The organism is Mixta intestinalis (assembly GCF_009914055.1).
GTDB classification, from domain to species: domain Bacteria; phylum Pseudomonadota; class Gammaproteobacteria; order Enterobacterales; family Enterobacteriaceae; genus Mixta; species Mixta intestinalis.
In genome coordinates, this window is sequence record NZ_CP028272.1 from 47,854 (window position 1) to 69,795 (window position 21,942).

Genomic DNA, 21,942 nt, shown 5'->3' on the forward strand with positions numbered 1-21,942 from the left:
GGGAGTAAATCAGGCGATCCAGTGCCGTTTATAGCTATCAGGCAAGATGCTGAGGAAGAAACGCATCACGGAGGTAGGCAGGCACCAGTACGCGAGATTGAGAATATATTGAGAGCCGCGGCCTTTCTTGAGGTATCGAATTCCAACAACAGCAGCTATAAGGGAGGGGCCAAACACCCAAATGTTGATAAATATGGCCAGTAATGCCAGCGGCACATACACGCAAAATTCATCAGGTGGCAGCCCCAAGAACCGCTTTTGCTCGGAAAACGTAGCCGCGAAGGTATACCGGTCACGTTTTTCCATAAACGGATACTTAAGGAGTTAAGCTAAAGGCGATGTTAATGAAGACGAGAACTGCGGCAATACTGCCGAAGATAGCAAGGTTTTTGGTCTTGATATAAGCAAATAGAACAGCCAGAACTTCAAGAATATAGAGAATATATACAGCAGCAGACCCATTACCGAAAGTATCACCAACATCTGTTTTAGCTGAAGCAAAGTAGTCCACGGCGTGGGCTGGCACCATATAAAATGCCAGCGCCCCCAGCGCAGCTACCACCGCAGTTTTTTTCGTTTTCTTCCACGCTACCGCCCCTGCCTTACGACAGTAATTTACAGACGAAGAGAGTGTGCCCTTCATAGGATTTTTCCTCTGTTATGGATATAATATTCAGTGAATGAAACTATTTAAAACTGTATGGTCTATAGGCAAACGGTTGTTTTAACAGTCATTCCCCGTTTACATATTTATGACTTTGCAACAGAAATTTACAGTTTCCTCACTGATTGAGGTTTTTTACGCTTTCGGATCATATACTTCAACATAAGTTATTGATCTTATCGATCAATTTCGTTTATCGTTAAAGTAAGTATTTTCACTTGATTCACTAGCTTGTTGAATGGAAATTAAAAGCCATGACTGGAACAGCCGAGTTGGTTATTTTCGTTACCGATGCAACTGGCTTTGCAATGCAGGTATATGGGTATAAGCATGAGAAGGTCTTAACCAAGCTACTGAATGAGGCCCTCTTTCACTACATGCGAAACCCGGGCTGGATTAAAGTCATAGTTAAAAAACACCGCTACTATGCGTGTCAGCTTGTTACTATTCCTTTACTTGCATACATTAAAAAACGGGTGCCGGACAAACGTTTACAGGTCGAAGCTGAACGTGTAATGGCAAATATTGCTGTTAATTATGAAGAAAAAGTTCCTGAAACCTGGATTATGGTTAACGAGAACTTTTTTACACCAATCCCCTCTCCTGAAGAAAACAAGTTTCTGTCCCAAAAGCTAAATAACAGCCTCAGCAAGATGGATTTCATCGAACCTGAACAGGAAAAGGAAGCTTTAGGTAAGAAAAAAAGTGTTAAACCGGTAAAAGTAAAATCTCCCGCGACATCTAAAAGAAAAGGATCACCGGATGCTGATAAAGTGATAGAACGTGTTCAGCTTGGCTGGCGCGTCAGGGATATTTGTGAAGAGCAAGGGTGCTCTGAGGCATATGTTTATAAGCTTATTAAAAAGCGTAATGGTTGCTCCGCTATGGATTACCGCTGGAAACAGTGGGAGCTGATTTCTTTTATGTATCACGCAGAACCAAAGGTAACGCTTGAAGAAATAGAAAAAACATGCGGAGTGACACGTGCAGCGATTTATCACGCTCTCCGAAAAGTGGCCGAACGTGACGGTAAGAAAAATGAATATCGTGAGAGGCCTAAAAAACTTTCAGCAGAGGATGTGGAAAACATAAAACAGAAACTTGAAAACGGAGCCTTAAGAAAGGAGATATGTAAAGAATACGGCATTACCAGGGAAACACTAATCAGATATATAGGAAGACGTGAGAACTACAGGGTTATACCAGAAGAATTAAAGGAGGCAGCGATTAGGCTTCGCATACAGGGAAAAACGCTGCAACAGACAGCTGATATCCTTAGCGTAAATCTTCATTGGGTGAAAAAAGTATGGCGGGAAAAGAAACACTCACCGACTGTAATTGAGAAACGGTTGAAATATGACAACAGGAATGCACTAACCAAGCGTGATCGTGAACAGGCTGTAAATGCTGTCTTGAAGGGTGGCCACACAAGAAATCAGATATATACTCAATATGGTATTAATGCACTTACATTGCGCCGTTATATTCGTGCTGCACAAAAAAGAGAAGCAGAAGCGTTAAGTAGAAAAGCAGAGGATAGCGATAAAAATGATGATAGCTGAACTGTTGCTACTGCAACTGGCTCTCTTTTGTGCATAAAAATTATTCAGAACATCATTTAAAATACTCCAGTAATTTCCCGGCAACCCTTTCCTTCATTTCCTTCGGCCAGTCAGGATCGAGGAATGTTTCATTTTTGATAACTTTAGATGAGTCCACAGTTTCTTTGATTATCCCGAAAATCGCATCAATTAGAAAGCCATTCATGAGTGCATTCCTGGCAATTAACTCCAGTTTTTGATCTAATGTTTTCTCTGAAGCATCCTTTTTCAGTTTATTTTCATGGACTCTTAATCCTAGTTTGTACATGTCCATTACAAAAGCTGACCTGTTAGCAGTATCGCGAGACTCCCCATCTTCAAGTCTTTTATCAACGTAATAATCAACCTTTTCTAACGCAGAGAACGGGAACGTGAGATAGATACGGTTTCTTTTATTTGCACTCTCTTCATTCATTTAAAATCTCCCTTAACGGCTTATTACCAGCGTGAAATCACTCATCTGATGAGTTACGAGACGAAATGATTTGCTCAAAATAATGGGCATTATAGGATGCCACGAGGCAACCACATAGCCACCAAAAGGATATTACAAAGCAACCATTTGGCAACTACCAGATAAACGGACTGCTTAACTTGTTGATTTAAAATTATTTGCCATAAAGCAACTTTATGGATGCCATTAAGCATTAAACGAGCATCCATCTGGCAACCGGTTAATTATCTAAAAAAACGAAATTTTATAGTTAAATGCATGATATCAAAAAGAATAACCTGCAAATTTTAATTTGCGAGTGGTGTGTAAAGACCCCATTCTTATGGTATTATAGTGGAAAGACGGAACTTTGTAATTTTCAAAAAAGGGGCGGCTATGCGTTTATTTACCCGTACAATAGCTCTGCTGGTAACAGTTTTTTTTCAGCATGTGTGGAAGCGGATTGCTTTACTAAAGCGGGTGAATGGTATTCTATAGATCTAGATTATCTTCGTGCTATCGCCTGGCAGGAGTCCCGTTATAATCCAGTTGCAATAAATAAGAATAAATCGAAGGATGGGAAAACCGTTAGCAGTGATTACGGCATCATGCAGATAAATTCAAATACCATGTGGAGATTACAGAAAGAATACCCAGGTTTGAGTAAGGAAATGCTTCTTGATGATCCATGCCTGAATATTTTCATCGGTGCAATGCTTCTGCGCCGTAACTTCAATCAGTACGGAACGACATGGCTTGCTGTAGGCATGTATAATGCCGGAATGAAAAACAGCCCGGTAACGATTCAAAATCGTTATAATTACGCAATGCTTATTGATGGACACTACAAAGATATCAAGAACGGTAAAGTTCCAAGACCAATAATACAGTAATATAAACGAAATGATAACCCACTCAGCTTTCTATTAAGAGTGGGTTATAATGTGAAATAAATTTCAAGCTAATTTTATTCCTTCATATTTTCCAGAGTTGCCTTTATTTCTCCCTGTACTCCCTGACCATGCCGAAAATAAACCTGGCCTACATGGTACAGTTCACCTTTGTTGAAACGTTCTAACGTTATCTCTTCTCCATCAAGATAGCGGCCAAATTTCCGTATGATCATCTCGACAGCTTTTCTCTTCATAACATCTGAATAATGGCGATCTGTGAAAATATATTTTATTTCCACAAAATCGGAGGAATATTTAACTATAATTCTCCTTACCTCTTTTTCAGTAGGCCCATTAGTCCAGTTAATGCTAATGCTGTCTATACTTTGCTTTTTAACTGAAAACTTTACGCCTGGAAATTCTATTTTTAAGTCCTTGCGGATATGTGATACAACTTGTCTTCCTTGGCTGCGCTGAATCAAAATAAATCTCCACCGTGTAAGTTAAACAGCTGATCCAAAAATCCAAGACAGAAAATCTGGCTAAGTTTTTTGAGTGTGTTCTTAACCAGTTATCGAAATATTAGCCCCAGCTTTCAGGCTGATCGGTTTCAAAAAAAGTTTCTGATGCTATCGCGTCGAATGGATGGATAAAATTTTTGATGGCAGCTAATACATCCGGATGTTTAAACTATTGGTCATCTACTAACGTTGAATCTACTTCTTCCGCTCTGCGTCGTAGATCCTTAGCGGTTGTATAAAAATCCTCTCTGCTTGCTTTTTCAGCAGCTTCAGTCAATGATTTTTTTCAAAAATTGCACGCTGACGTTCTTCCGGAGTACCTTTCTGAAACCATTTTAAATCCGCTGCGTGTCCTGTTAAAACGAGTTTTTCATTTTTATCTTTGATTAAAATGATTTCAGGCAAAAAATTTATTGGCCCACAATCTTTACCTAAATCGGGATCAAAATAATCTTTATCCTCCCTGAATTTCCACTGATTTTTTGACCAGGCTTCAGCAACACATTCCATCGCTTTAGCTAACGAGTCTGCGCAACACAGCAATATTTCAGAACGTTTAAAATATGTTCCGTAATCATTATGGTCTTCCGGATATTCCATATTTCCTGTTACCACTACGCGGAATTGATTAGAGCTGTTTGCTGTTTTCATTGCGATCCCCTTCCTGGTAAGCATCTTTCTTTTGATGTGATCATTATACGTGATGCATCACCTTTAAACTTTTCGTTACTTATCAATTAGTAATTAACGTCACGATAATTAAAGTACTTCCCCAACAGACCTGTAACGCGAGCAGTGCGCAGCGTTACCCCCCATGCCGCCTGCGGCATATAAGGTGCCTGGTGATGCTGAAAAGGGCTTATTTTCGTGACGGCACCGGGGCCCGGCGAAGCCGGTTACGGGCTGTCAGGTTTTGCCGCACCCGCCCCTCACCCTGCCAGGCCAGACCCGCTGTCAGCCTCACAGATGCGTCTGTGCGCCGTCGGAGTGGTCACGGACCGGCGAAGACGGGCCGGGGCGTATCTCCGCGTTAGTGGGCCTTTCGGGCCACTTACGGGCGTGTTCGTCAGGATTTCAGCGACCGCTTCCTTACGCACGGCGACAGCCGTGGGCAGGGAGCGCAGGTAACGGCGCGACAGGGCGGCGCGTCCGGTTACGGACGCTGCGAGCCGGTGTTGACGTTGCGACAGGGGATGGAAACCCGCTGCCTCGCAGGGGCCGGGCGGAGACAGCGCAGCTGGCTCAGTGCGCAGCATGACAGCCCCGGTTCCCGCAGGGAAGTCGCCCGGGGTGGCAAAAGGAATAAGGGCAAGCGTCCGGAAGGCGGGAACAGCAGGAACAGCAGGAAACAGACTGAACGCCAGCATTAACTGACGACAAAGCGGAAAAAGCGCAGGCGGAGGGGGAAAACCGGCGCGTCAGCGCAGGTTTCTTTCCGGCCCGGAGGGCCGCTTGCTTTTGGACGGGGCCAGACCGTACCCCCTGAGCCTGCCCGGCCTGGCGCTTTACTGTTGCAATCAGTCCGGATCATCAGCCCGCTTTCACGTTCCTGCCATTCCAGTGACGGATACGGCTGCTACCCGGATATTTACAAACGGCTTCGCCTGTGAGACGATTTACGAATCAAACTTCGTGTTGTTATCTCCATTATGTGTATATGCCGGATACAGCTTTTGCGGGCGCGTAATATCCGGCGTGGAATTAGCAGGCGTAAGCCTGCTTTTTTATTTAACGTTTCGCCATTCTTCCCTGACGCGTGCCAGAATGTCAGCGTGCCGGAGAGTGTTTTTGTCGCACATCCGGTAATAACGGTTACCAAGTCGGGCATAAATCTGCGTAACATCGCCACAAACCATTTCGGCCAACATGAATGTTTCATACTCGCCTTCCCCGCTGCCTTGCCAGTTCATTGGGTACATTACTCCCAGCGCGTCATGGAACGCATGAACATCAATTTCTTCCGGTGATTTAACCGCAGCTTTCTCACGGCTCTGCCAGTACGCTCTTTCCGCTTCGGCGGTGTCGGACATTCCATGCTCTGTAACCGAATGATCAAACATCTGGTGCATATTTTCTCCTTTACATTTAATGGCGACATTCCCTGCCGCCACGGGTTACTGTTTTAACGCGCTTCCAGTGTTAACAAACTCCTGGCGAGATCCATTTCCTCGATCAGACGCTTGCGTGATAACTCCCACGCCTCCCGTCCGCATACCCCATACAGTCGGATAACCTGACTTTTTGCCTGAAGCCACGGCTGAACAACCGGCAGTGAAATCAGCGGAGCCGGACGAAACCAGCACAGCACCCCGTATTTCAGTATATTCACGCTCATGGCAACGAGAATGCGTGAGAGTTCCTTCTCCAGGGCCGCTCCTTCTAACTGAAGATTCCACAGGCCGCAGACTTCAGTCAGAAATAATTTCTGTTCTGCAATCACGCCGGACAACGGGTTTTCATCCCATCTTTCGGTAGATTCTTTGGTGGCGGTTTTGACCTTGACGTTCTGTGTGTTCATCCTTCTTTTCCTCTCGTCTGGTTGTTAATCCATCTCTCGGTGAGTTCCCTGGCGGCAAAGGGCAAGGAGCAACGACGTAAGGAGGAGTGCAGGGGGCGGAGACAAAAGTTTTTGCAGCCTCGCGCAAAAAGTTTTGTCGGAGTTCATTTAACCCCTTGCAGGACGACACGGCGGTGCTACGACCGGCCCCTCGCCCGGGAACCGACCGTGAGATGGCTGTACCAGAGGTGGAAGAGGATGAACACACCCGACACGGCGGAACGGCGTGGCGTCATCAGAGTGCCGACAGATTTACCGTTGGCACGGTGAAAGCGGCGCGTCCGTTACCGGACGCTGCAAGCGTGGTGTTGACCCTGCGACAGGGGATGGAAACCCGCTGCCCCGCAGGGGCCGGGCGGAGACAGCGCAGCTGGCTCAGTGCGCAGCATGACAGCCCCGGTTCCCGCAGGGAAGTCGCCCGGGGTGGCAAAGAGAATGAAGTGGATGGGCAGGAGAATTACGTCGACAGTAATCGTGTACACCGCATACCCTCCTTTCAAAAAATACAGCGTGGGGGCACCTGAGGTTAACGCTGCAGTTTTATTCCAGCATGCATCCGATACCCCAGATAATGATGTCCAGTAATGATCCAATACTCCATATCAGAAGAAAGAAAACAACGATCCGACCTATCCATTTTAAGAATCTCTTCAGCACGGAATCCGTTTTTTTCGACTTCTCATATCTGTTAGTAATCAAAATCCACACTGTTCCAACAACCATTCCAGCGTAGTAGGTTGTGCTGTTGTACATTTCTGGTGCAATAAAGTCTATGATTGTTATAAAAAAAATGTTGTACAATATAACCTGGAACCAGCACCACATTTTCAAATCTCCTTTTGAACGGTCCATATTCCCTGCTGACTTTCTGGCAGTCAGTTAAATTATCTGTAACTTATGTGCATCTGTTTATTTTTGATTAATCAGCAATCCGGTTTCTTTGCAGCGTTACTGTGTCCTGTACCCTGTTGCTATAAATGCCGTGTCACCTCCATTGAAAGTGCGCCCGGAAACCAATGAAGCAAAGCATGATGGTACCTGACAACACGGCCACGGAACTCATCATGCCGCCAAGACGGAACACGCTTATAAAATCACCTTCTGAACTGTGATCTCCCCATATTTTCAGCTTGTATCCAGCTCCCCATACAGCGAAGACCATCACGGCAGCGACTGTCCCGTATTTAATTATATAACCAGCTCTAGTGGTTAATATAATATCATGTTTATCATTCCAGGTGATTATTAACGAAATCAGCCATTTACGCCTCCCTTGCAGGCAAGAAGTGCGTAAATGATTTGATCCAGTCCTGCACCATTTCGGACCAGTTTTTCGGCCTCGCTCAGAACCTGGTTTATAAAGCCAGAGTCAAACCTGGCGAAGCTTTTCAGTAAATAGATCCGGCTCTGTTCATACGGAGCCAGGATCATTAGCCATTTATCTGTAATTTCACCCGGGCTACATAAGGCAATACAAAATTCCTCTCCTGGCGGAGTAAAGCGACACTGCACAGGATACAGCCCGCCATATTCATTTTTATATTCCGCATTGACACCCCAGCTTTCCGGAATATGCAGGTAACGTAGCACGGCACAGTTAAGTTTATGACGAAAATCATTGCCACAGTCGCGGAGATCTTCATATTCGTAAGGGGCCATAGATACCAGTTCATCAAGCCCGGGATGAATGGTTTCGGAAACTGCTTCTGCATTTTTGCTGGTTCTGGCCGGTAATTTTGTTTTAGACTCTGTCACTGACATAATCGATACCTCTCTGAAAATCTGTATTGGTTAATGTCTGCCGGACAGCCCACCTGTCCGGCACCTCTTTGAACTGGATCTCCTTTTCAGCCCATTCAGAACGGAATATCATCATCAAAATCCACTGGCGGGTATTGTTCACTCTGAGCGGGGGCTGGATCAGGCGCTGCATCGCTTTTAGCGCTTTTCTTATCTTTTTTGGTGGCCTGAGATTTACTTTCATCCCGGGCAGGTGTCCCGCTGTACTGAGCCTGTCCCGTGCCACTACTCGCCTGAGTGCCCGCTCCGCCATTTTGGCGATTGCCCAGCATCTGCATGGTGCCACCTACGTTCACCACTATTTCCGTGGTATAGCGTTCCTGGCCGTGCTGATCCTGCCATTTACGCGTTTGCAGAGCACCTTCAATGTAAACCTGAGAACCTTTACGCAGGTATTCGCCTGCCACTTCAGCCAGTTTTCCGAACAGCACAACGCGGTGCCATTCTGTTTTCTCTTTGGTTTCTCCGGTCTGCTTGTCACGCCAGCTTTCAGAGGTGGCCAGCGTAATGTTCGCAACTGCTCCACCGTTCGGCATATAACGAACTTCCGGGTCCTGTCCCAGATTGCCGATAAGAATCACTTTATTTACGCCCCTGCTTGCCATGTGTAACTCCTGTTTCGGATTGATTTGAAAATATATTTCACTGTGCTTTGCTCACGGATTAATTATATGTGATTAGTCACTTTTAATCTTTTCGTTAATTATCAATTAGTAATTAACGTCACGATAAATAGAAATACTTCCCCGATCGGCCTGTAACGCGAGCAGTGCGCAGCGTTCCCCCCCATGCTGCCTGCGGCATATAAGGTGCCTGGTGATGCTGAAGGGGGCTTATTTTCGTGACGGCACCGGGGCCCGGCGAAGCCGGTTGCGGGCTGTCAGGTTTTGCCGCACCCGCCCCTCACCCTGCCAGGCCAGACCCGCTGTCAGCCTCACAGATGCGTCTGTGCGCCGTCGGAGTGGTCACGGACTGGCGAAGCCGGGCCGGGGCGTATCTCCGCGTTAGCGGGCCTTCAGGGCCACTTACGGGCGTGTTCGTCGCGATTTCAGCGACCGCTTCCTTAATCATTCGTCATCCTCCCGGTAGCCGCTCCCCTCAGCCCATTCCTGAAGTTGTTCTTCCAGTGCCTGCAGATGTTGACCGACCTCTCTGGCCAGCCGGTCGCTTTCTGTCTCCAGCCAGCCGCTGAGTCCGTCCCACTCACTGGACATATCAGTCAGTTTTTTCTCAATGGTACGAAGCCGGTTACGCTGGCTTCGGGCTACCTTAAGCACTGTTTTGCAGGGATTGTTTCTCATCAGCTTGCCTCCTGATGCATCAGCTTGTTGGGTACCATCCAGCGCTCCAGTTGCCGGACAGATTCCGGGCTTTCTTTTGCGAGGGCATCAGATTCGACCATCACACTCCAGAAAGGCTGGCTCGCCATCATCCTGCGCTCCATTGGCTCAAGTGACGGGAAACGCTCACTCCAGCGCCAGAACATATCCTCCAGGTCGTACTGGCGTAGTTCAGTACCCGACCAGCGTGCGCTCCAGCTGCTGACCGTTTGCGGGGTATGAAAAGCCAGCTCAATTTCCGCCTGACCCGCCAGCGCCTGATACGCGGTTTCGCGCTGGCACGCTTCTTTCCGGCGCTGACGGGTGTATTTTTCGGCATTCAGTTCACTTTGCCTGCGACAACGTTCCGACCACTGAAACCGCATTTCAGGGAACAGTCGCCAGCCATCCTGCGCAGACAACGGTAACCAGCAACACGCGCCACGGCTCTCAATAATTACGTTTCGCATAATGGTCTCCTTATCGCCGCCCCGCAGGGCGGCGTCTCCGTTATCAGACTGCATGTGAGGACGGTTCTTCAGTGGCTGGCGCATCGTCAGGCTTCGCTGCATCCGGGGACTGCATCCAGCCAGGCACCCAGCGGGTATCAGAGAGCCACTGTTCGGCATGACTGGCGGCATCTCCCTTCTTCATTTTTTCGGCATCCGAGGCGGCTCCGGTCAGTCCGGCCTCTTTCAGCGCCTCCACAATCTGGTTCTTACTGAGCAGACCGAGGAAGTTTTCTGCCGTTGGCTGCCACCAGTCGCGCAGGCAGAACCCGAGCGCCGTTTCCACGCCATCGAGATTGCTCTGTGTGGTATGCCCCGTTGTCCGGATCTGCACCCCGTCCACCGAACAGGCCGTGCAGAACACCATCAGACTCATCAAAGTCTGTCCGTCTAGCGTAAAGAAGCTGGTGAAATCCTTCTTCCAGCCATCCGGTAACAGCGCCTCCAGGCGGGCTTTCTCCTGCATCAGACTCAGCCATGCCTGACCACTTTTTCCGGTCGGCGCTTCGCTGGTCAGCCCACTGTGATGCACCTCAAGACGCATCACGAACGGATGACGGGTGGTGTTGCAGTAATCGAAAACACAACTGCACAGCCGCCATACCATCAGGGCCACCGCTTTTTCAGGCTGCTGTACCAGGGCTGCCTGCACTGCCAATGTTCTCTCTGAAGACATCTTCTTAAGTAACGGGGCGCTGATCCCCTTCGTCACATCCGGCTTGCTGCTGACCACATGGAGGGAGCCGCTACTGCCATTCTCTCCCTGCCCTTCTTTATCCTCGTTCTGAGGCTTCTTCTGCACCCCTCGCTGGACACAAAGCTCACCGTCATACAGGCTGACTACCACGCCACAGGCCGATTTCTGCTCCGGTGTCCACGCCCGGATCGATGCCGCATTTTCAATTTCGTCAATCAGCACCTGAATCGCGGCTTCATCTTCAAACGTTTCAGTGGCCTCCTGAGTGGCGTACAGTTCATCGAGACGCTGCTGCTCGTCAGTGGTGAACTGTGCCTCCGGCTCTGGTAAAAGCAGATAATATTCGCGGTCGTCACCGTAACTTCTGATCGCGCCCTCCCGGGCCAGTGACCATGACCACCCTTCCTGCAGTTCGATTGCCAGTGCGGCGGACTCCAGCTTCTCCTGCACCAGACGCTCAACCAGCACACCGTCTGCCGTACCATCCCCTTCCTGAGCGCTGAACAAATCTTCACGCACCACGCCACCTGCAGACTCATACATCTCCCGCCCGATAAACACGAAGCGGGAGTGGTTCACACCGATTTCGGTATCAGTGACAGCGCGTTTAAGCATGTGCGCGGGGGCATAGCTGTGCTGCGCCTTCACACGCTCGTAAATCTCCACCTGACGCACCGGATCGTTCTCCAGACTCAGCGCCTGACACTGTTCCACGTCGAGCTTGTTCTCTGCCAGCAGGGCGAGAAGTTCAGGGGCAAGGTTCGCCAGCTTCAGCATGCGCCGGACGTGGCGCGAGCCGTCCCCCAGCAGGTCACCAATCTGCGCCGGGGTCTTACCCTGCTCAGACAACGTGCGGAACCCGCTGATTTGTTCTGCCGGATGCATTGCCGCCCTCTGGTTGTTCTCCACCATTGAGGCGACCACAGCCAGGTCGTCACTGACGCGCTTGACGACAACGAGATACCCGGCATCGATGCGCTGTTCACTGAGCACAGTTGCAGGGCAGCAAGACGACGACCGCCCGCTGCAACGCCTGACAGGTCATCAGGCAGCGAGTGAACCACCAGATTCTGGATCAGGCCGATCGCGAGAATGGAGTCTGCCATTTCCCTGACACTCTCAGCCGGGTACGGAATAATACGGACGTTCAGCGGGGATTTGACGAGCGCCGACAGCGGCACCATTTCAATCTGAGTGGCCTCAAGCGCCGCCTTAAGGGCTGCGGCTTCGGCAGGTTTAACTGCTTTTTTGCTGGTTTTCGCGGGGATTTTTGCTTTAGACTCGGTTACTGACATAGTTGATACCTCACTGGATATTGATGATTGTCCGGCCCTGCGGAGTTACAGCTCCGGCAGGGCACCTTTTTGCTGCTGTTTACGGATGCCATAGTCCTGGATATAACGGTTCATCAGGTACTCACCACCCGGCTTAAAATTCCATAACCGCCACACCATTTCGCCGTTCTGACGAACCACCAGGCGAAAGTGCGTCCCCTGATCGTCTTCAATCGCGACATCCTGATACTGCGCTGCGACCGCTTCAGCCTGTTCGCGGGTGAATGTGCCGTCAGGCATCATGATGAATCTCCTTCCGGTTGTTTTGCTTTTAAAAACCATCACCCGTTGAGTTGCCGGGGCCGCGGTTTTGACGTTTTGCGGGGACCTGCTGAACGCGCCCGCTGATTGTTACCTTCACCCGTTTGAGAGCCGTTCGCCGCAAGGGCGTAAACCAGCGCGGGCGATGGCGGATGTCCAGGGCGCGGTTTACCGCGTGCCATTTACCCTGGACAGCTGACAGCGACTGTGCTTGTCTCAGCCCCGGCGAAAGGACTCAAAAGGGTGAAAAAACCAGGCAAGGAATGAGCAGGAACCCGCCGCAACGACGGAAAGCGCGGGCGCGAAACGGCGTTGCGCCTTACAGCCCGGCGTCAGTTTGCCGGGGTGCAGAAAGCGCAGGATACGGCGCGTAAAAGGGGCGGCGCATCCGGAACGGAGGCTGCAAGCCCTGATGTTGCGGTAACGGCGCGTCCGGTTACGGACGCTGTAAGCCGGTGTTGACGTTGCGACAGGGGATGGAAACCCGCTGCCCCGCAGGGGCCGGGCGGAGACAGCGAAGCTGGCTCAGTGCGCAGCATGACAGCCCCGGTTCCCGCAGGGAAGTCGCCCGGGGTGGCAAAGAGAGTAAAGATTAAGTGACCAGATAACAGATGCAGAAACAATGGCAAACAGAAAATGATGGCAGACCGGATAAGATGTCCTTTCACGGTCTGGATCGGATAATTTATTTTATTCGGTCTTTAATGTATTTTTCCATCGACATAATTTGCTATGAAAAAAAATACCTGAATAATTTAAATTTTATATTATTTTAAATCCTTATAATACTTTATTATGAAAAATCCGGTAAATGGTGCTAAAAGCATATATGTCCTGCAAAATCCTCCAATTAATTTATTTGTAACTTCAAGTTCCCATTTAAAGTATGCAAACAGCAAACATTTAATAAGCAAATACATTACCGGAAGCACAACACAACAATACCCCATATTTATGCCTTTGCCATTCAGGATTTTTTCTGAATATTTTCTGACCCGGACCGGGACTACTGAAGTGTACGCAGCTGCTGCCAGAGCTATTAACAGGTTTACTCGCCAGAAAATGCCGGGGAAATTTCCGCTGGTTTTATATAATATAAAAAAAGCGGTCATGTAAAATATGAACTGTAAAACTGCAAATATAATCACATTTGTAGTCCAGAACCGGTTTCCATTAGCTTCCATGTCAGTCATTTATATATCTCCATTTTTTTTGCGGCATGTAAATATTTCTGCTGTATTAAATAAGCATCATCTCTGTACGAACGGTTATCAAAACTTAATGCAGTATATCTTATAAATTCCACATTAATCAATATATGCACATAAACTTTATTATTTTACGGGCTGCTTCTGCGTTTACTGGCGGTAATATTACACATGCCTACCTGTTTTATCTCACATCTGTTTCGTCGGGTTGCCCGACATTGACCTTACATAGCTAATATTCGTTATTAACTGACCCGCTACTTTTCTAATAATATGATTATGGTATAATTTTTTAATCTAAGTTTTGCAGAATGCTTAATTATCCTTTAATTAAAGGTTCTCCCGGGTTATCCCGCACTTATCCCCTGAATCTGTGGATAATCAACATATTGTTCATTTTGAATAATCACACTCTATATATTGTGTTTTTCTTTCCTCCTTCTGCATTTTCAGCAGATGATCCTGTTTTTGCCAGTAAACCACTTTTTCAGTTCAGGCCCGGTCCGCAGTGCGGTCCGGGCCTGAAAATTTCGGTCTTACAGGTTATATGCTGTTTTCAGCTTCCGGCCACCAGGGGGGAGATCCACCTGTATACAAATTTTTGTTAGCTGTTGCGTGAACCAGTCCAGTAACCATGCCAGTGGCCACGTCGCAGATGAGCCTTAATCGTCCTGCCGGTTGATTCTCCGACCGGGTGTTGTCGAAGTTGTTGCCCCGCAGTAGTGCCAACTGACCACAAACGGGCTCTGTCTGGTGAGAACTGTCTCCAGCTACGCCTGATCTTTTTGGGTTGCGGGAAGCCAGCCAGGTCTGCTCAGAGGTTCCCGCTCGTTTTTATGAGCAAAGGTATTAAGCCCTGATCACAGATAAACAGCTGGAGCCAGGCGTCCCTGGCGTCCCAAGCTTTACAGTCGGCATTGCCGACTGAACGGAGCGCAGGTAACGGCGCGACATGCGGTGCGTCCGGCTACGGACGCTGTAAGTCCGGATTACAGGCATTTCCACCATAACAGGCCTAAAACAGAGAATGCGCAGGACGCAGCCAGGTGCCCTGCTTTTTTATCGGGCAGGTCGCAGACCTGCGGCGCGTTTATTGCGCGTCACAACCATTACAGGGGCAGCACTGTTTCGCGGTAAATAGTGGTGACGGGCTATGCCCGTCTGATTAATTTACCGAACTGGAACGGCCTAACCGAATCCATATTTATTGCTCATTTTTGTCCAAATATATTCAGAGCATTTTTTCTTGTTATATCCCCGGCAGGTTCATCCGGTTCAGTCTTACCGGAACTCTGGCTAATTTCCCTGGACTTTTCTGAAGGTAATACAGCGCGTATCACCTGCAGTATTTCATCAACAGTAGTATTACTGGTCAGTAATTCAGCCAGAATATGTGGCAGGCGTGGATCAATACGTTGTAATGCGAAACCGCTGAGCAAAGCAGCGCGATTCATTCTTCCGCGGTCACCCTGAGCAATTCTGGCAAGACATTCACAAACATACCTGTCTGCCGGATTATTTTCAGGATTCAGGTTAAATAAAATTTTACGGCGAATAGTTGACATTTCAGTTACCCAATGGCGTACATACCGTTTACCAGATCATATTGCGATGTCATTGTTTTATAGAATCTTTCTGACCGTATGCCACAATGTTTTTTGACTGCATCAGCAATGATTTCGGCTCCGCCACCTATTACCATTACGTGTGTATATCCGGCAAATGAGTCTATGGCATTCAGTACACGCTGGACCAGACGCTGTTCTGTTTCAGCAATCGTTTCTTTAACCAAATCAATTCGGCTGGTATCATTAATTCGACTGCGGAGGTAATTATCATCATTTCTGTGGATAATAATATCATCGGCAAGATAACTACTTCCCTGTGTTCTTGCAGCGCGAAGCGCATCCCGTACCGCTGACGTCATCAATGAAACGCCAATAGTGGCATCTCCATATATCCGTGTTATTCCGGACATTTTTCCCCGGACCTGCGAAATATCCAGTGTTGTACCACCTAAATCGATAATGAGCAGGGATTCCAGTGGGTCAAGGTGCCGCAGAACGTCATACCCGGCTGGTATGGATTCCGGCATGACAGAAACGCTGCAAATACGGAATGTCTTCCCACCGTTCAATAATATTTCGCGCATGAGGCTTTTCTTTTTGCGTTCAATATTAGAGTTATCAGGTTGATTATTACGGTCATAAAATTCGGTAAGGGGCAGTGTAACTGTAATATCCACATCTGTCGGTGCCATACCGGTACCAAGCAGAGCATGGTGAATCGCCACCACATTAACATCGCTGTATTGCCACGCAATATTTGTTGTGGTTACCGCATCGGCAGCGATGGGATCAAAAGAATAGTTTTCACCATTAAATGTGTAGTTATAAACAGGTTGACCGCTGAAGGCGACGGACCATTCTCGTTTAAAACTGTTAGGGCTGATATGTTGCTTAACGTCTTCCTCATCTCTCCACATCATCTTGATGTTGGTGGAGCCGTCATCAATAAAAATCTTCAGATTATCCATAAGGTGTTCCTTCCCGGATTTTGTACGTTTATGGGAAAAATTAGAGACAAATGGATGATATATCAAAACAATTTCTCATTCAATACACATATCAGAACCATATGAGGGAAAAATTTGGGAAAACTATGGGAAGAATGAAGACTGAACTCAGACAGACCTGTCTGACCCGCTTGCCGGTTAAACAAACGAAACGGCACTATTTGATATAATTATCGTAGTCATTATACTGTACAAAACAACAGTATAATGTGAGTCGCAGTTATGAACAGACGGATGATGTGTACTTTTATCTCCAGCCCTTCTGTTTTACCTTTACCACTTTTTGCAAGCAGGGTCCCGGCAGGTTTTCCTTCACCTGCACAGGACTATGTTGAGGCGGAGCTGGATTTAAACAGTTACTGCATACGTCATCCAACCAGCACCTATTTCTTACGTGCTGCCGGTGACAGCATGACGGATGCGGGGCTCAGCGATGGTGATTTACTGGTGGTAGACAGGGCTTTAACACCACAGCACAGGGATATTGTTATTGCCGCTTTGAATGGCGAGTTTACTGTCAAGACGTTGCATTTGCGGCCACGTATAGCATTGTTTCCGATGAATCCGGCATACAGTCCCATCTATCCGGAACCAGATACGCTTGAGATTTTTGGTGTGGTCACGCATTTCATCCATTCGACACGTAAATAGCCATGTTTGCACTTGCGGACGTAAACAGCTTCTATGCCTCATGTGAACAGGTGTTTCGTCCCGATCTCCGGGACAAGGCCATTGTGGTGCTCAGTAACAATGACGGCTGCGTAATTGCCCGGAGCGCGCTGGCCAGACGCCTCGGTGTAAAAATGGGCGAACCCTGGTTTCAGCTGCGCGCAAAATCCTTTCCTGAAAAAATTCACTGTTTCTCGAGCAACTATGCGTTATATGCCAGCATGTCGTGCCGGGTGATGCAGATACTGGAGTCGCTCGCACCACGAACCGAAATTTACAGCATTGACGAATGTTTTCTGGACGTCGGTGGCATCAGTAACTGTTTACCCTGTGAAGATTTTGGTCGCCAGGTACGTCATACCGTAAAGAGCCATACAGGCCTGACGGTTGGAGTTGGAATGGGACCAACCAAAACGCTGGCAAAATCCGCCCAGTGGGCGACAAAACGTTGGCCCCAGTTTAATGGCATTCTGGCGCTTGAACCCGGAAACCCGCGCCGGACTGAAAAATTACTCTCCCTGCAGCCGGTGGAAGAGATCTGGGGCTGTGGTCAGCGGATCAGTAAGAAACTGGCCCGGATGGGCATATCAACTGCTCTCGAGCTTTCAGGCGCTGATACCCGGTTTATACGTAAACATTTCGGCGTTGTTCTTGAGCGAACGGTCAGGGAACTGCGGGGAGAATCATGTATCAGTCTGGCTGATGCGCCAGTTCCAAAACAGCAGATCGTTTGCAGTCGTTCATTCGGTACCAGAACGGAGTCATATGAGTCAGTCAGGCAGGCTGTTTGTCGTTTCGCTGAAAGAGCTGCTGAAAAACTGCGCTCTGAAAGGCAGTATTGTCTAAATATTGCCGTTTTTATTAAAACTGCATCATTTGGTGATGATCCGTTCTATGCAAATGTCGCCAGCGAGCGTCTGGTCCTGGCGTCACAGGACACACGCGATATTATTGGCGCTGCGGCCAGGAGCCTCGATCGTATCTGGCGTCCCGGATACCGTTATGCGAAAGCGGGCGTTATGCTGGGCGACTTCATAACTGATCCTGCCGCTCAGTTGCAGTTGTTTGATGACTATCAGCCGCAGGCAAACAGTGCACAGCTGATGTCGGTTATCGATGCAATCAATCTGAACGGACGTGGTTCGGTATGGTTTGCAGGACAGGGTATTTCTCCTGAGTGGCAGATGAAACGCCAGCTGCTTTCTCCAGGTTACACAACCCGGTGGGACGAGTTACCTGTAGCACGTCTGTGAAGAGAGAACGGCGGGAGGTCTCAGAACTTGTTCTGAGGCCGGTGCCGCCGTTGACCAACCGAGCGAAGCGAGGGCGGTAGTCATTTGCAGAGTCCGGTTTGTCCACTTATCCCCCTTCCATTTTTTAATACCTTTTTACTTTCTTTTTAGCTTTTTATCCTTTTAAGCCTGTGCCAGCCCGCATGTGGCGTGCTTTTCAGCCGGGTCATTATGGGAAACAGGTTCATTCAATGTGGGAAAATAATCAACTCATTGTGGGAATCCGATCACTTCTTATGGGTAATACGTCAAGTTGATATGGGAAAGACATCAACTTCGTGGGCAGTTTATCCACCTGTGGATAAACCCGACTTTCCGTTGATTTTTACAGTCAGTCTGCCATTATGGGCGAATATTTTTCTGCCCACAGGTACCGGAACGGAAATGAAGGGAATTCCATCAACTGTTTTACGCACGTATAAGAAAAAAGCGAACATTAAACAGTCGAACGAATTAACTGAGGCTGCGTATTACCTGCCCCTTCAGGCAAAACGTGTACTCTGGCTGTGCCTGCTGCAGGCCTATTTTCGTGACAATGTTGAAGATATGGACGATGACGTCCTGCCACTGTTTAATGTCAGCGTCTCGGACTACGTAAAATATTTCAACGTTGCTACTGCGGTAGCCAGCAGGGATGTCCGGGCTGGCGTCAAAGCACTTGGTCAGTCGGTAGTGGTTTTTTATCCGCGTGAAGGGGAATTTGAGCAGATTGAGCGACCGTGGCTTTCGGAGGCGGGTCTGAAAAAGGGGCGCGGGGTCTGGCAGATCGAATTCAACTATAAGGTGATGCCTTTCCTTGTCGGACTTTCATCTCAGTTCACTACCTATTCTCTGTACGATTGTGGCCAGCTTAACAGTGTGCGGGTTATACGTTTATACGAAAGCCTGTGCCAGTTTCGCAGCACCGGCACATGGATTACCTCTCATGACTGGCTCTGTGAACGCTTTGTTCTGCCAGCGTCACAGCGTCATAACAAGGCTGAAATGAAGCGCACATTTCTGGAGCCCGCCATCAAGAAGATCAACGAAAAAACACCTCTTAAGGTAAGTTACCGGATTGAGGAAGACGGGAGAATTCTTTTTTCTGTCATGGACAAGCCTCTTGGAAAATAACAGCCCTGTGCACAGTGCTCCATTAAGTTGACCTTTTTCCCATATTAGAACATCAACCTGACCTGATATGGCGCTTCCCTGGCTCTGCAGTTTGCCCGAACTTGACCTGTTTCCCACACAGCCGGTTTCAGACTTGACCTGTTTCCCACATGGTTGGACAGAAATATCATCACGCAGCCGAACAAAAAGCCCGGCCACCTGACCAACAGCCGGGGCCGCGCTTCTGTGGAAGGTACTTATACCGGCCTCGACATGATGTTGATGTGTTTCCCATACCCGGGTTAACTGAATCCAGCCTGAAAAGTTGATGTGTTTCCCATACCCGTGAGAATTGTGTTCAACTCGTAAAGTTGACGTATTTCCCACATCTGACAGACATGTGCCCGCTCCTGATGTTGATGTGTTTCCCACATCTGGCAGGCATGTGTCCCGGTGCTGATGTTGATGTGTTTCCCACATCGGCCAGGCATGTGTCCCGCTCCTGATGTTGATGTCTTTCCCACATCTGTATGGGATATGTCGAGCGACGGGGGATTGATGTATTTTCAGTAAATTTAAAATTCGTACCGAATTGGTTTAACACACTAATAATCACGGTTTTTTTAAAAAATACATGGATTACTAAAATTCGGTACTGCTATCTTTCAAATTCTTTTTATATAGCTTTCTAAGCTATATAAAATCGTATGTATTATGTTGCCTTAAAGTAATTTGGCTCTTGTGATGTATCATATTAAATCAATGTAAGCCAATGATTTTAAAAGATTTTCAAAAAAATCACATCTTTATGCTGACCATGATTTATCCTTACCATTTGGATTATTAAATTTACAGGCATAACAGGATATGCAGCTTTTGTCATATTGTATTATTGAAAGCCATCACCTACGATATATATGCTGGACATACGTACTTTTTCCTTTATTTGAAAATGTTCTGCACCGTATCGTCCGGCAATATTATATGACTAACTGCCATGACCGGTGTCCTTAGTGGAATGGTGAATTAGCGGAGCTCATTCAGCCAGGGCTTTAGTCCTGCACAAAACGCAGTGAATTCTTCTTCCGTCATCTCCCTGTAAAGTGACGATCGAGTGCCCCTTACATTAATCTTTGTTGAAGCAGGGTTTCTCATCCACATATCTGCACGGCTTTTAGAAACACTCACGCCTCCCAACTCAACGATCTCTGCGATATCCCGCCTGGTTAAGTTCATAGCGCTCGCTAAAAGTTTTAAATGCTCATTAAAACTGATCATTGGTAATGTTTATCGGTGTGGTTAGTTATTGTTACCATGCCCTCTTCCTGACAGCTGACGCGTCCGGCCCGTGCCGGACTTGTCCAATCCGGAATAAGCCATCAGGCAAGCTGATGCCTCCTTCCGGATTCAGGCTCACCCCTCTTCCTGAATCGTGCTCATCCGTTCCTTATATATTTTTCCTGCAGTTATCAGGCCCAAAGGTGTCAGGCTGAACGCGAGATGGAGCGACTTTTGATTGCGGAACTTACAGAGTAATCCGTGCTTAACCAGCGTATGGCATGAACGACGAAAATTTGTATCGGCCACTACCTGCTGGCGATTTTTGTTGAGGATATCCAGAAGCCATATCGCAGGCACTGGACCCGCCTGATGTTCACTGAATCCGTATAAAACAAATAATATGTCCTTCTGAATACCAGACAGGCGCATTACGGACTTAAGAGTATCTGAATCTTCCATGAACCACCCTATTTTACGATTATAACCAGAACTTATCTTAAATGATGTGACACATCAACAGGGATGAATTTGAGGATGATTTGACAGGCAAAGAAGCCGCTCTTGATGGCGGCTTTAATTTCCCTGGTTTGGACGAATAACCAAGCATCATATAATCATTATATAGTGCCTATGTGCAACCACTTTATTCTATTTTTGTGCGCCATACACTAACGGTTTGACAGTAACAGGACAGGCAACCTATGGCTGAGCCATATCTGAAAAATCGTAAACGTTTTACTTCATCACTGGATAATAGACTTGTACCTCTGTTCGATGAGTTGTCGCGTAAAAGCCGCATTCCCAAGAGCCGTTTGTTAGACGAGGCAATCGAAGATCTACTTAAAAAGCATGCTCTGACCATACCTTCAGATGAGCAGAATTGATTGCTGAGAATAAAGCTGATGAGGCTGATAACAGCGTCAGTCCTGTTCACTTAAGCATGAAAAGTTTCAGCTCAGAAATATATAAACGCATCAGGTGCTGCGCGACGTCTTCAGGAACAGCGGACAACCCCGCATTGAATAACGTGTGATTTGTAGATATTCAGATACCTTTCAGCCTGCATTTGCTAGCCTTCAAACAGCACGGTTATGCAGATTAAGGCAAAGGATAAAACTGAGTAAAGGGCTGTGGTAATCAGACGTAAGCAATTTCACGTTCCGTCATAAGCGGTAAAAATTACTTTCCTGTGGAGCCGTATTAAAACACGGCTGCAGGACAACCGGTAACCAGGCG

The 21,942-nt window shown here is 47.6% G+C and carries 23 protein-coding genes and 3 pseudogenes; 8 read left to right on the forward strand and 18 right to left on the reverse strand.

Annotation, left to right across the window (positions count from 1 at the left end; translation table 11 throughout):
- Positions 1-9 precede the first annotated feature (9 nt).
- Both traL and C7M51_RS21990 read right to left on the reverse strand, forming a co-directional pair.
- Positions 10-306 (reverse strand): type IV conjugative transfer system protein TraL, encoded by a 297-nt coding sequence (traL, locus tag C7M51_RS21985; protein WP_160623782.1) that lies wholly within the window; start codon positions 304-306, stop codon positions 10-12.
- Between the two features lie 10 nt (positions 307-316).
- Positions 317-643, reverse strand: a complete 327-nt coding sequence (locus tag C7M51_RS21990; protein ID WP_160623783.1) for a type IV conjugative transfer system pilin TraA — start codon at positions 641-643, stop codon at positions 317-319.
- A gap of 275 nt (positions 644-918) precedes the next feature.
- Here C7M51_RS21990 and C7M51_RS21995 point away from each other — a divergent pair, with 275 nt between their 5' ends.
- On the forward strand, positions 919-2,226 hold the full coding sequence (locus C7M51_RS21995) for a helix-turn-helix domain-containing protein (RefSeq protein WP_160623784.1): 1,308 nt from the start codon (positions 919-921) through the stop codon (positions 2,224-2,226).
- 52 nt (positions 2,227-2,278) lie between these two features.
- Here C7M51_RS21995 and C7M51_RS22000 read toward each other — a convergent pair whose 3' ends face one another.
- Complete coding sequence (locus C7M51_RS22000; RefSeq protein ID WP_160623785.1) at positions 2,279-2,680, reverse strand: relaxosome protein TraM; 402 nt, start codon at positions 2,678-2,680, stop codon at positions 2,279-2,281.
- A 293-nt stretch (positions 2,681-2,973) separates the two neighbouring features.
- Here C7M51_RS22000 and C7M51_RS22005 point away from each other — a divergent pair, with 293 nt between their 5' ends.
- Positions 2,974-3,591 (forward strand): lytic transglycosylase domain-containing protein, encoded by a 618-nt coding sequence (locus C7M51_RS22005; RefSeq protein ID WP_160623786.1) that lies wholly within the window; start codon positions 2,974-2,976, stop codon positions 3,589-3,591.
- A 74-nt stretch (positions 3,592-3,665) separates the two neighbouring features.
- Here C7M51_RS22005 and C7M51_RS22010 read toward each other — a convergent pair whose 3' ends face one another.
- The 4 genes from C7M51_RS22010 to C7M51_RS22025 all read right to left on the reverse strand — a co-directional run bounded on the left by C7M51_RS22010 (position 3,666) and on the right by C7M51_RS22025 (position 6,630).
- Positions 3,666-4,073, reverse strand: a complete 408-nt coding sequence (locus tag C7M51_RS22010; RefSeq protein WP_244323861.1) for an LPD29 domain-containing protein — start codon at positions 4,071-4,073, stop codon at positions 3,666-3,668.
- 312 nt (positions 4,074-4,385) lie between these two features.
- Complete coding sequence (locus tag C7M51_RS22015) at positions 4,386-4,763, reverse strand: hypothetical protein (protein ID WP_160623787.1); 378 nt, start codon at positions 4,761-4,763, stop codon at positions 4,386-4,388.
- A 1,073-nt stretch (positions 4,764-5,836) separates the two neighbouring features.
- Complete coding sequence (locus tag C7M51_RS22020; protein ID WP_160623788.1) at positions 5,837-6,181, reverse strand: hypothetical protein; 345 nt, start codon at positions 6,179-6,181, stop codon at positions 5,837-5,839.
- A 53-nt stretch (positions 6,182-6,234) separates the two neighbouring features.
- Positions 6,235-6,630, reverse strand: coding sequence for an ammonia monooxygenase (locus tag C7M51_RS22025; protein ID WP_160623789.1), 396 nt, complete (start codon positions 6,628-6,630; stop codon positions 6,235-6,237).
- Positions 6,631-6,842: 212 nt separating this feature from the next.
- Between C7M51_RS22025 and C7M51_RS22030 the strand changes: the two genes are divergently transcribed.
- Positions 6,843-7,193, forward strand: a complete 351-nt coding sequence (locus C7M51_RS22030) for a hypothetical protein (protein WP_160623790.1) — start codon at positions 6,843-6,845, stop codon at positions 7,191-7,193.
- A 730-nt stretch (positions 7,194-7,923) separates the two neighbouring features.
- Here the strand turns inward: C7M51_RS22030 and psiB are convergent.
- The 6 genes and pseudogenes from psiB to C7M51_RS22060 all read right to left on the reverse strand — a co-directional run bounded on the left by psiB (position 7,924) and on the right by C7M51_RS22060 (position 12,610).
- On the reverse strand, positions 7,924-8,430 hold the full coding sequence (gene psiB / locus C7M51_RS22035; protein ID WP_160623791.1) for a conjugation system SOS inhibitor PsiB: 507 nt from the start codon (positions 8,428-8,430) through the stop codon (positions 7,924-7,926).
- 95 nt (positions 8,431-8,525) lie between these two features.
- Complete coding sequence (locus tag C7M51_RS22040) at positions 8,526-9,074, reverse strand: single-stranded DNA-binding protein (RefSeq protein ID WP_160623792.1); 549 nt, start codon at positions 9,072-9,074, stop codon at positions 8,526-8,528.
- A gap of 462 nt (positions 9,075-9,536) precedes the next feature.
- Positions 9,537-9,770: a hypothetical protein gene (locus C7M51_RS22045; protein ID WP_160623793.1), complete on the reverse strand. Its 234-nt coding sequence runs from the start codon at positions 9,768-9,770 to the stop codon at positions 9,537-9,539.
- Positions 9,770-10,252 (reverse strand): annotated as a pseudogene (locus C7M51_RS22050) (plasmid SOS inhibition protein A); the annotation flags it as partial. The gene C7M51_RS22045 and the pseudogene C7M51_RS22050, both read right to left, overlap by 1 nt.
- A 49-nt stretch (positions 10,253-10,301) precedes the next feature.
- Positions 10,302-12,289, reverse strand: a pseudogene (locus C7M51_RS22055) (ParB/RepB/Spo0J family partition protein).
- A 45-nt stretch (positions 12,290-12,334) separates the two neighbouring features.
- Complete coding sequence (locus C7M51_RS22060; RefSeq protein ID WP_425281026.1) at positions 12,335-12,610, reverse strand: DUF905 domain-containing protein; 276 nt, start codon at positions 12,608-12,610, stop codon at positions 12,335-12,337.
- A 242-nt stretch (positions 12,611-12,852) separates the two neighbouring features.
- Here C7M51_RS22060 and C7M51_RS22560 point away from each other — a divergent pair.
- A pseudogene (locus C7M51_RS22560) lies at positions 12,853-13,009 on the forward strand (hypothetical protein); the annotation flags it as partial.
- A gap of 347 nt (positions 13,010-13,356) precedes the next feature.
- On the opposite strand, the gene C7M51_RS22065 reads toward C7M51_RS22560, so the two are convergent.
- The 4 genes from C7M51_RS22065 to C7M51_RS22075 form a co-directional block, all read right to left on the reverse strand.
- Entirely contained in the window at positions 13,357-13,782 is a 426-nt protein-coding gene (locus tag C7M51_RS22065; protein ID WP_160623795.1) for a hypothetical protein, read from the reverse strand.
- A gap of 619 nt (positions 13,783-14,401) precedes the next feature.
- Positions 14,402-14,605 (reverse strand): AcrVA2 family anti-CRISPR protein, encoded by a 204-nt coding sequence (locus C7M51_RS22885; protein ID WP_482805588.1) that lies wholly within the window; start codon positions 14,603-14,605, stop codon positions 14,402-14,404.
- 403 nt (positions 14,606-15,008) lie between these two features.
- A complete protein-coding gene (locus C7M51_RS22070) occupies positions 15,009-15,362 on the reverse strand; it encodes a plasmid partitioning/stability family protein (RefSeq protein ID WP_160623796.1) in 354 nt (117 codons plus the stop codon).
- Positions 15,363-15,367: 5 nt separating this feature from the next.
- Positions 15,368-16,324 carry a plasmid segregation protein ParM gene (locus C7M51_RS22075; RefSeq protein ID WP_160623823.1) on the reverse strand — a complete coding sequence of 319 codons (957 nt, stop codon included), beginning with the start codon at positions 16,322-16,324 and terminating at the stop codon, positions 15,368-15,370.
- Positions 16,325-16,609: 285 nt separating this feature from the next.
- On the opposite strand from C7M51_RS22075, the gene umuD reads away from it, so the two are divergent.
- The 3 genes from umuD (at position 16,610) to C7M51_RS22090 (ending at position 19,446) form a co-directional block, all read left to right on the forward strand.
- Entirely contained in the window at positions 16,610-17,023 is a 414-nt protein-coding gene (umuD, locus tag C7M51_RS22080) for a translesion error-prone DNA polymerase V autoproteolytic subunit (protein WP_425281027.1), read from the forward strand.
- A 2-nt stretch (positions 17,024-17,025) separates the two neighbouring features.
- Positions 17,026-18,294, forward strand: a complete 1,269-nt coding sequence (umuC, locus tag C7M51_RS22085) for a translesion error-prone DNA polymerase V subunit UmuC (RefSeq protein ID WP_160623798.1) — start codon at positions 17,026-17,028, stop codon at positions 18,292-18,294.
- A gap of 297 nt (positions 18,295-18,591) precedes the next feature.
- A complete protein-coding gene (locus C7M51_RS22090; protein ID WP_160623799.1) occupies positions 18,592-19,446 on the forward strand; it encodes a replication initiation protein in 855 nt (284 codons plus the stop codon).
- A 1,392-nt stretch (positions 19,447-20,838) separates the two neighbouring features.
- Here the strand turns inward: C7M51_RS22090 and C7M51_RS22100 are convergent.
- Complete coding sequence (locus C7M51_RS22100) at positions 20,839-21,165, reverse strand: chromosome segregation protein ParM (RefSeq protein ID WP_244323862.1); 327 nt, start codon at positions 21,163-21,165, stop codon at positions 20,839-20,841.
- Positions 21,166-21,407: 242 nt separating this feature from the next.
- Here C7M51_RS22100 and C7M51_RS22105 point away from each other — a divergent pair, with 242 nt between their 5' ends.
- On the forward strand, positions 21,408-21,590 hold the full coding sequence (locus C7M51_RS22105) for a ribbon-helix-helix domain-containing protein (RefSeq protein WP_160623801.1): 183 nt from the start codon (positions 21,408-21,410) through the stop codon (positions 21,588-21,590).
- Positions 21,591-21,942 lie beyond the last annotated feature (352 nt).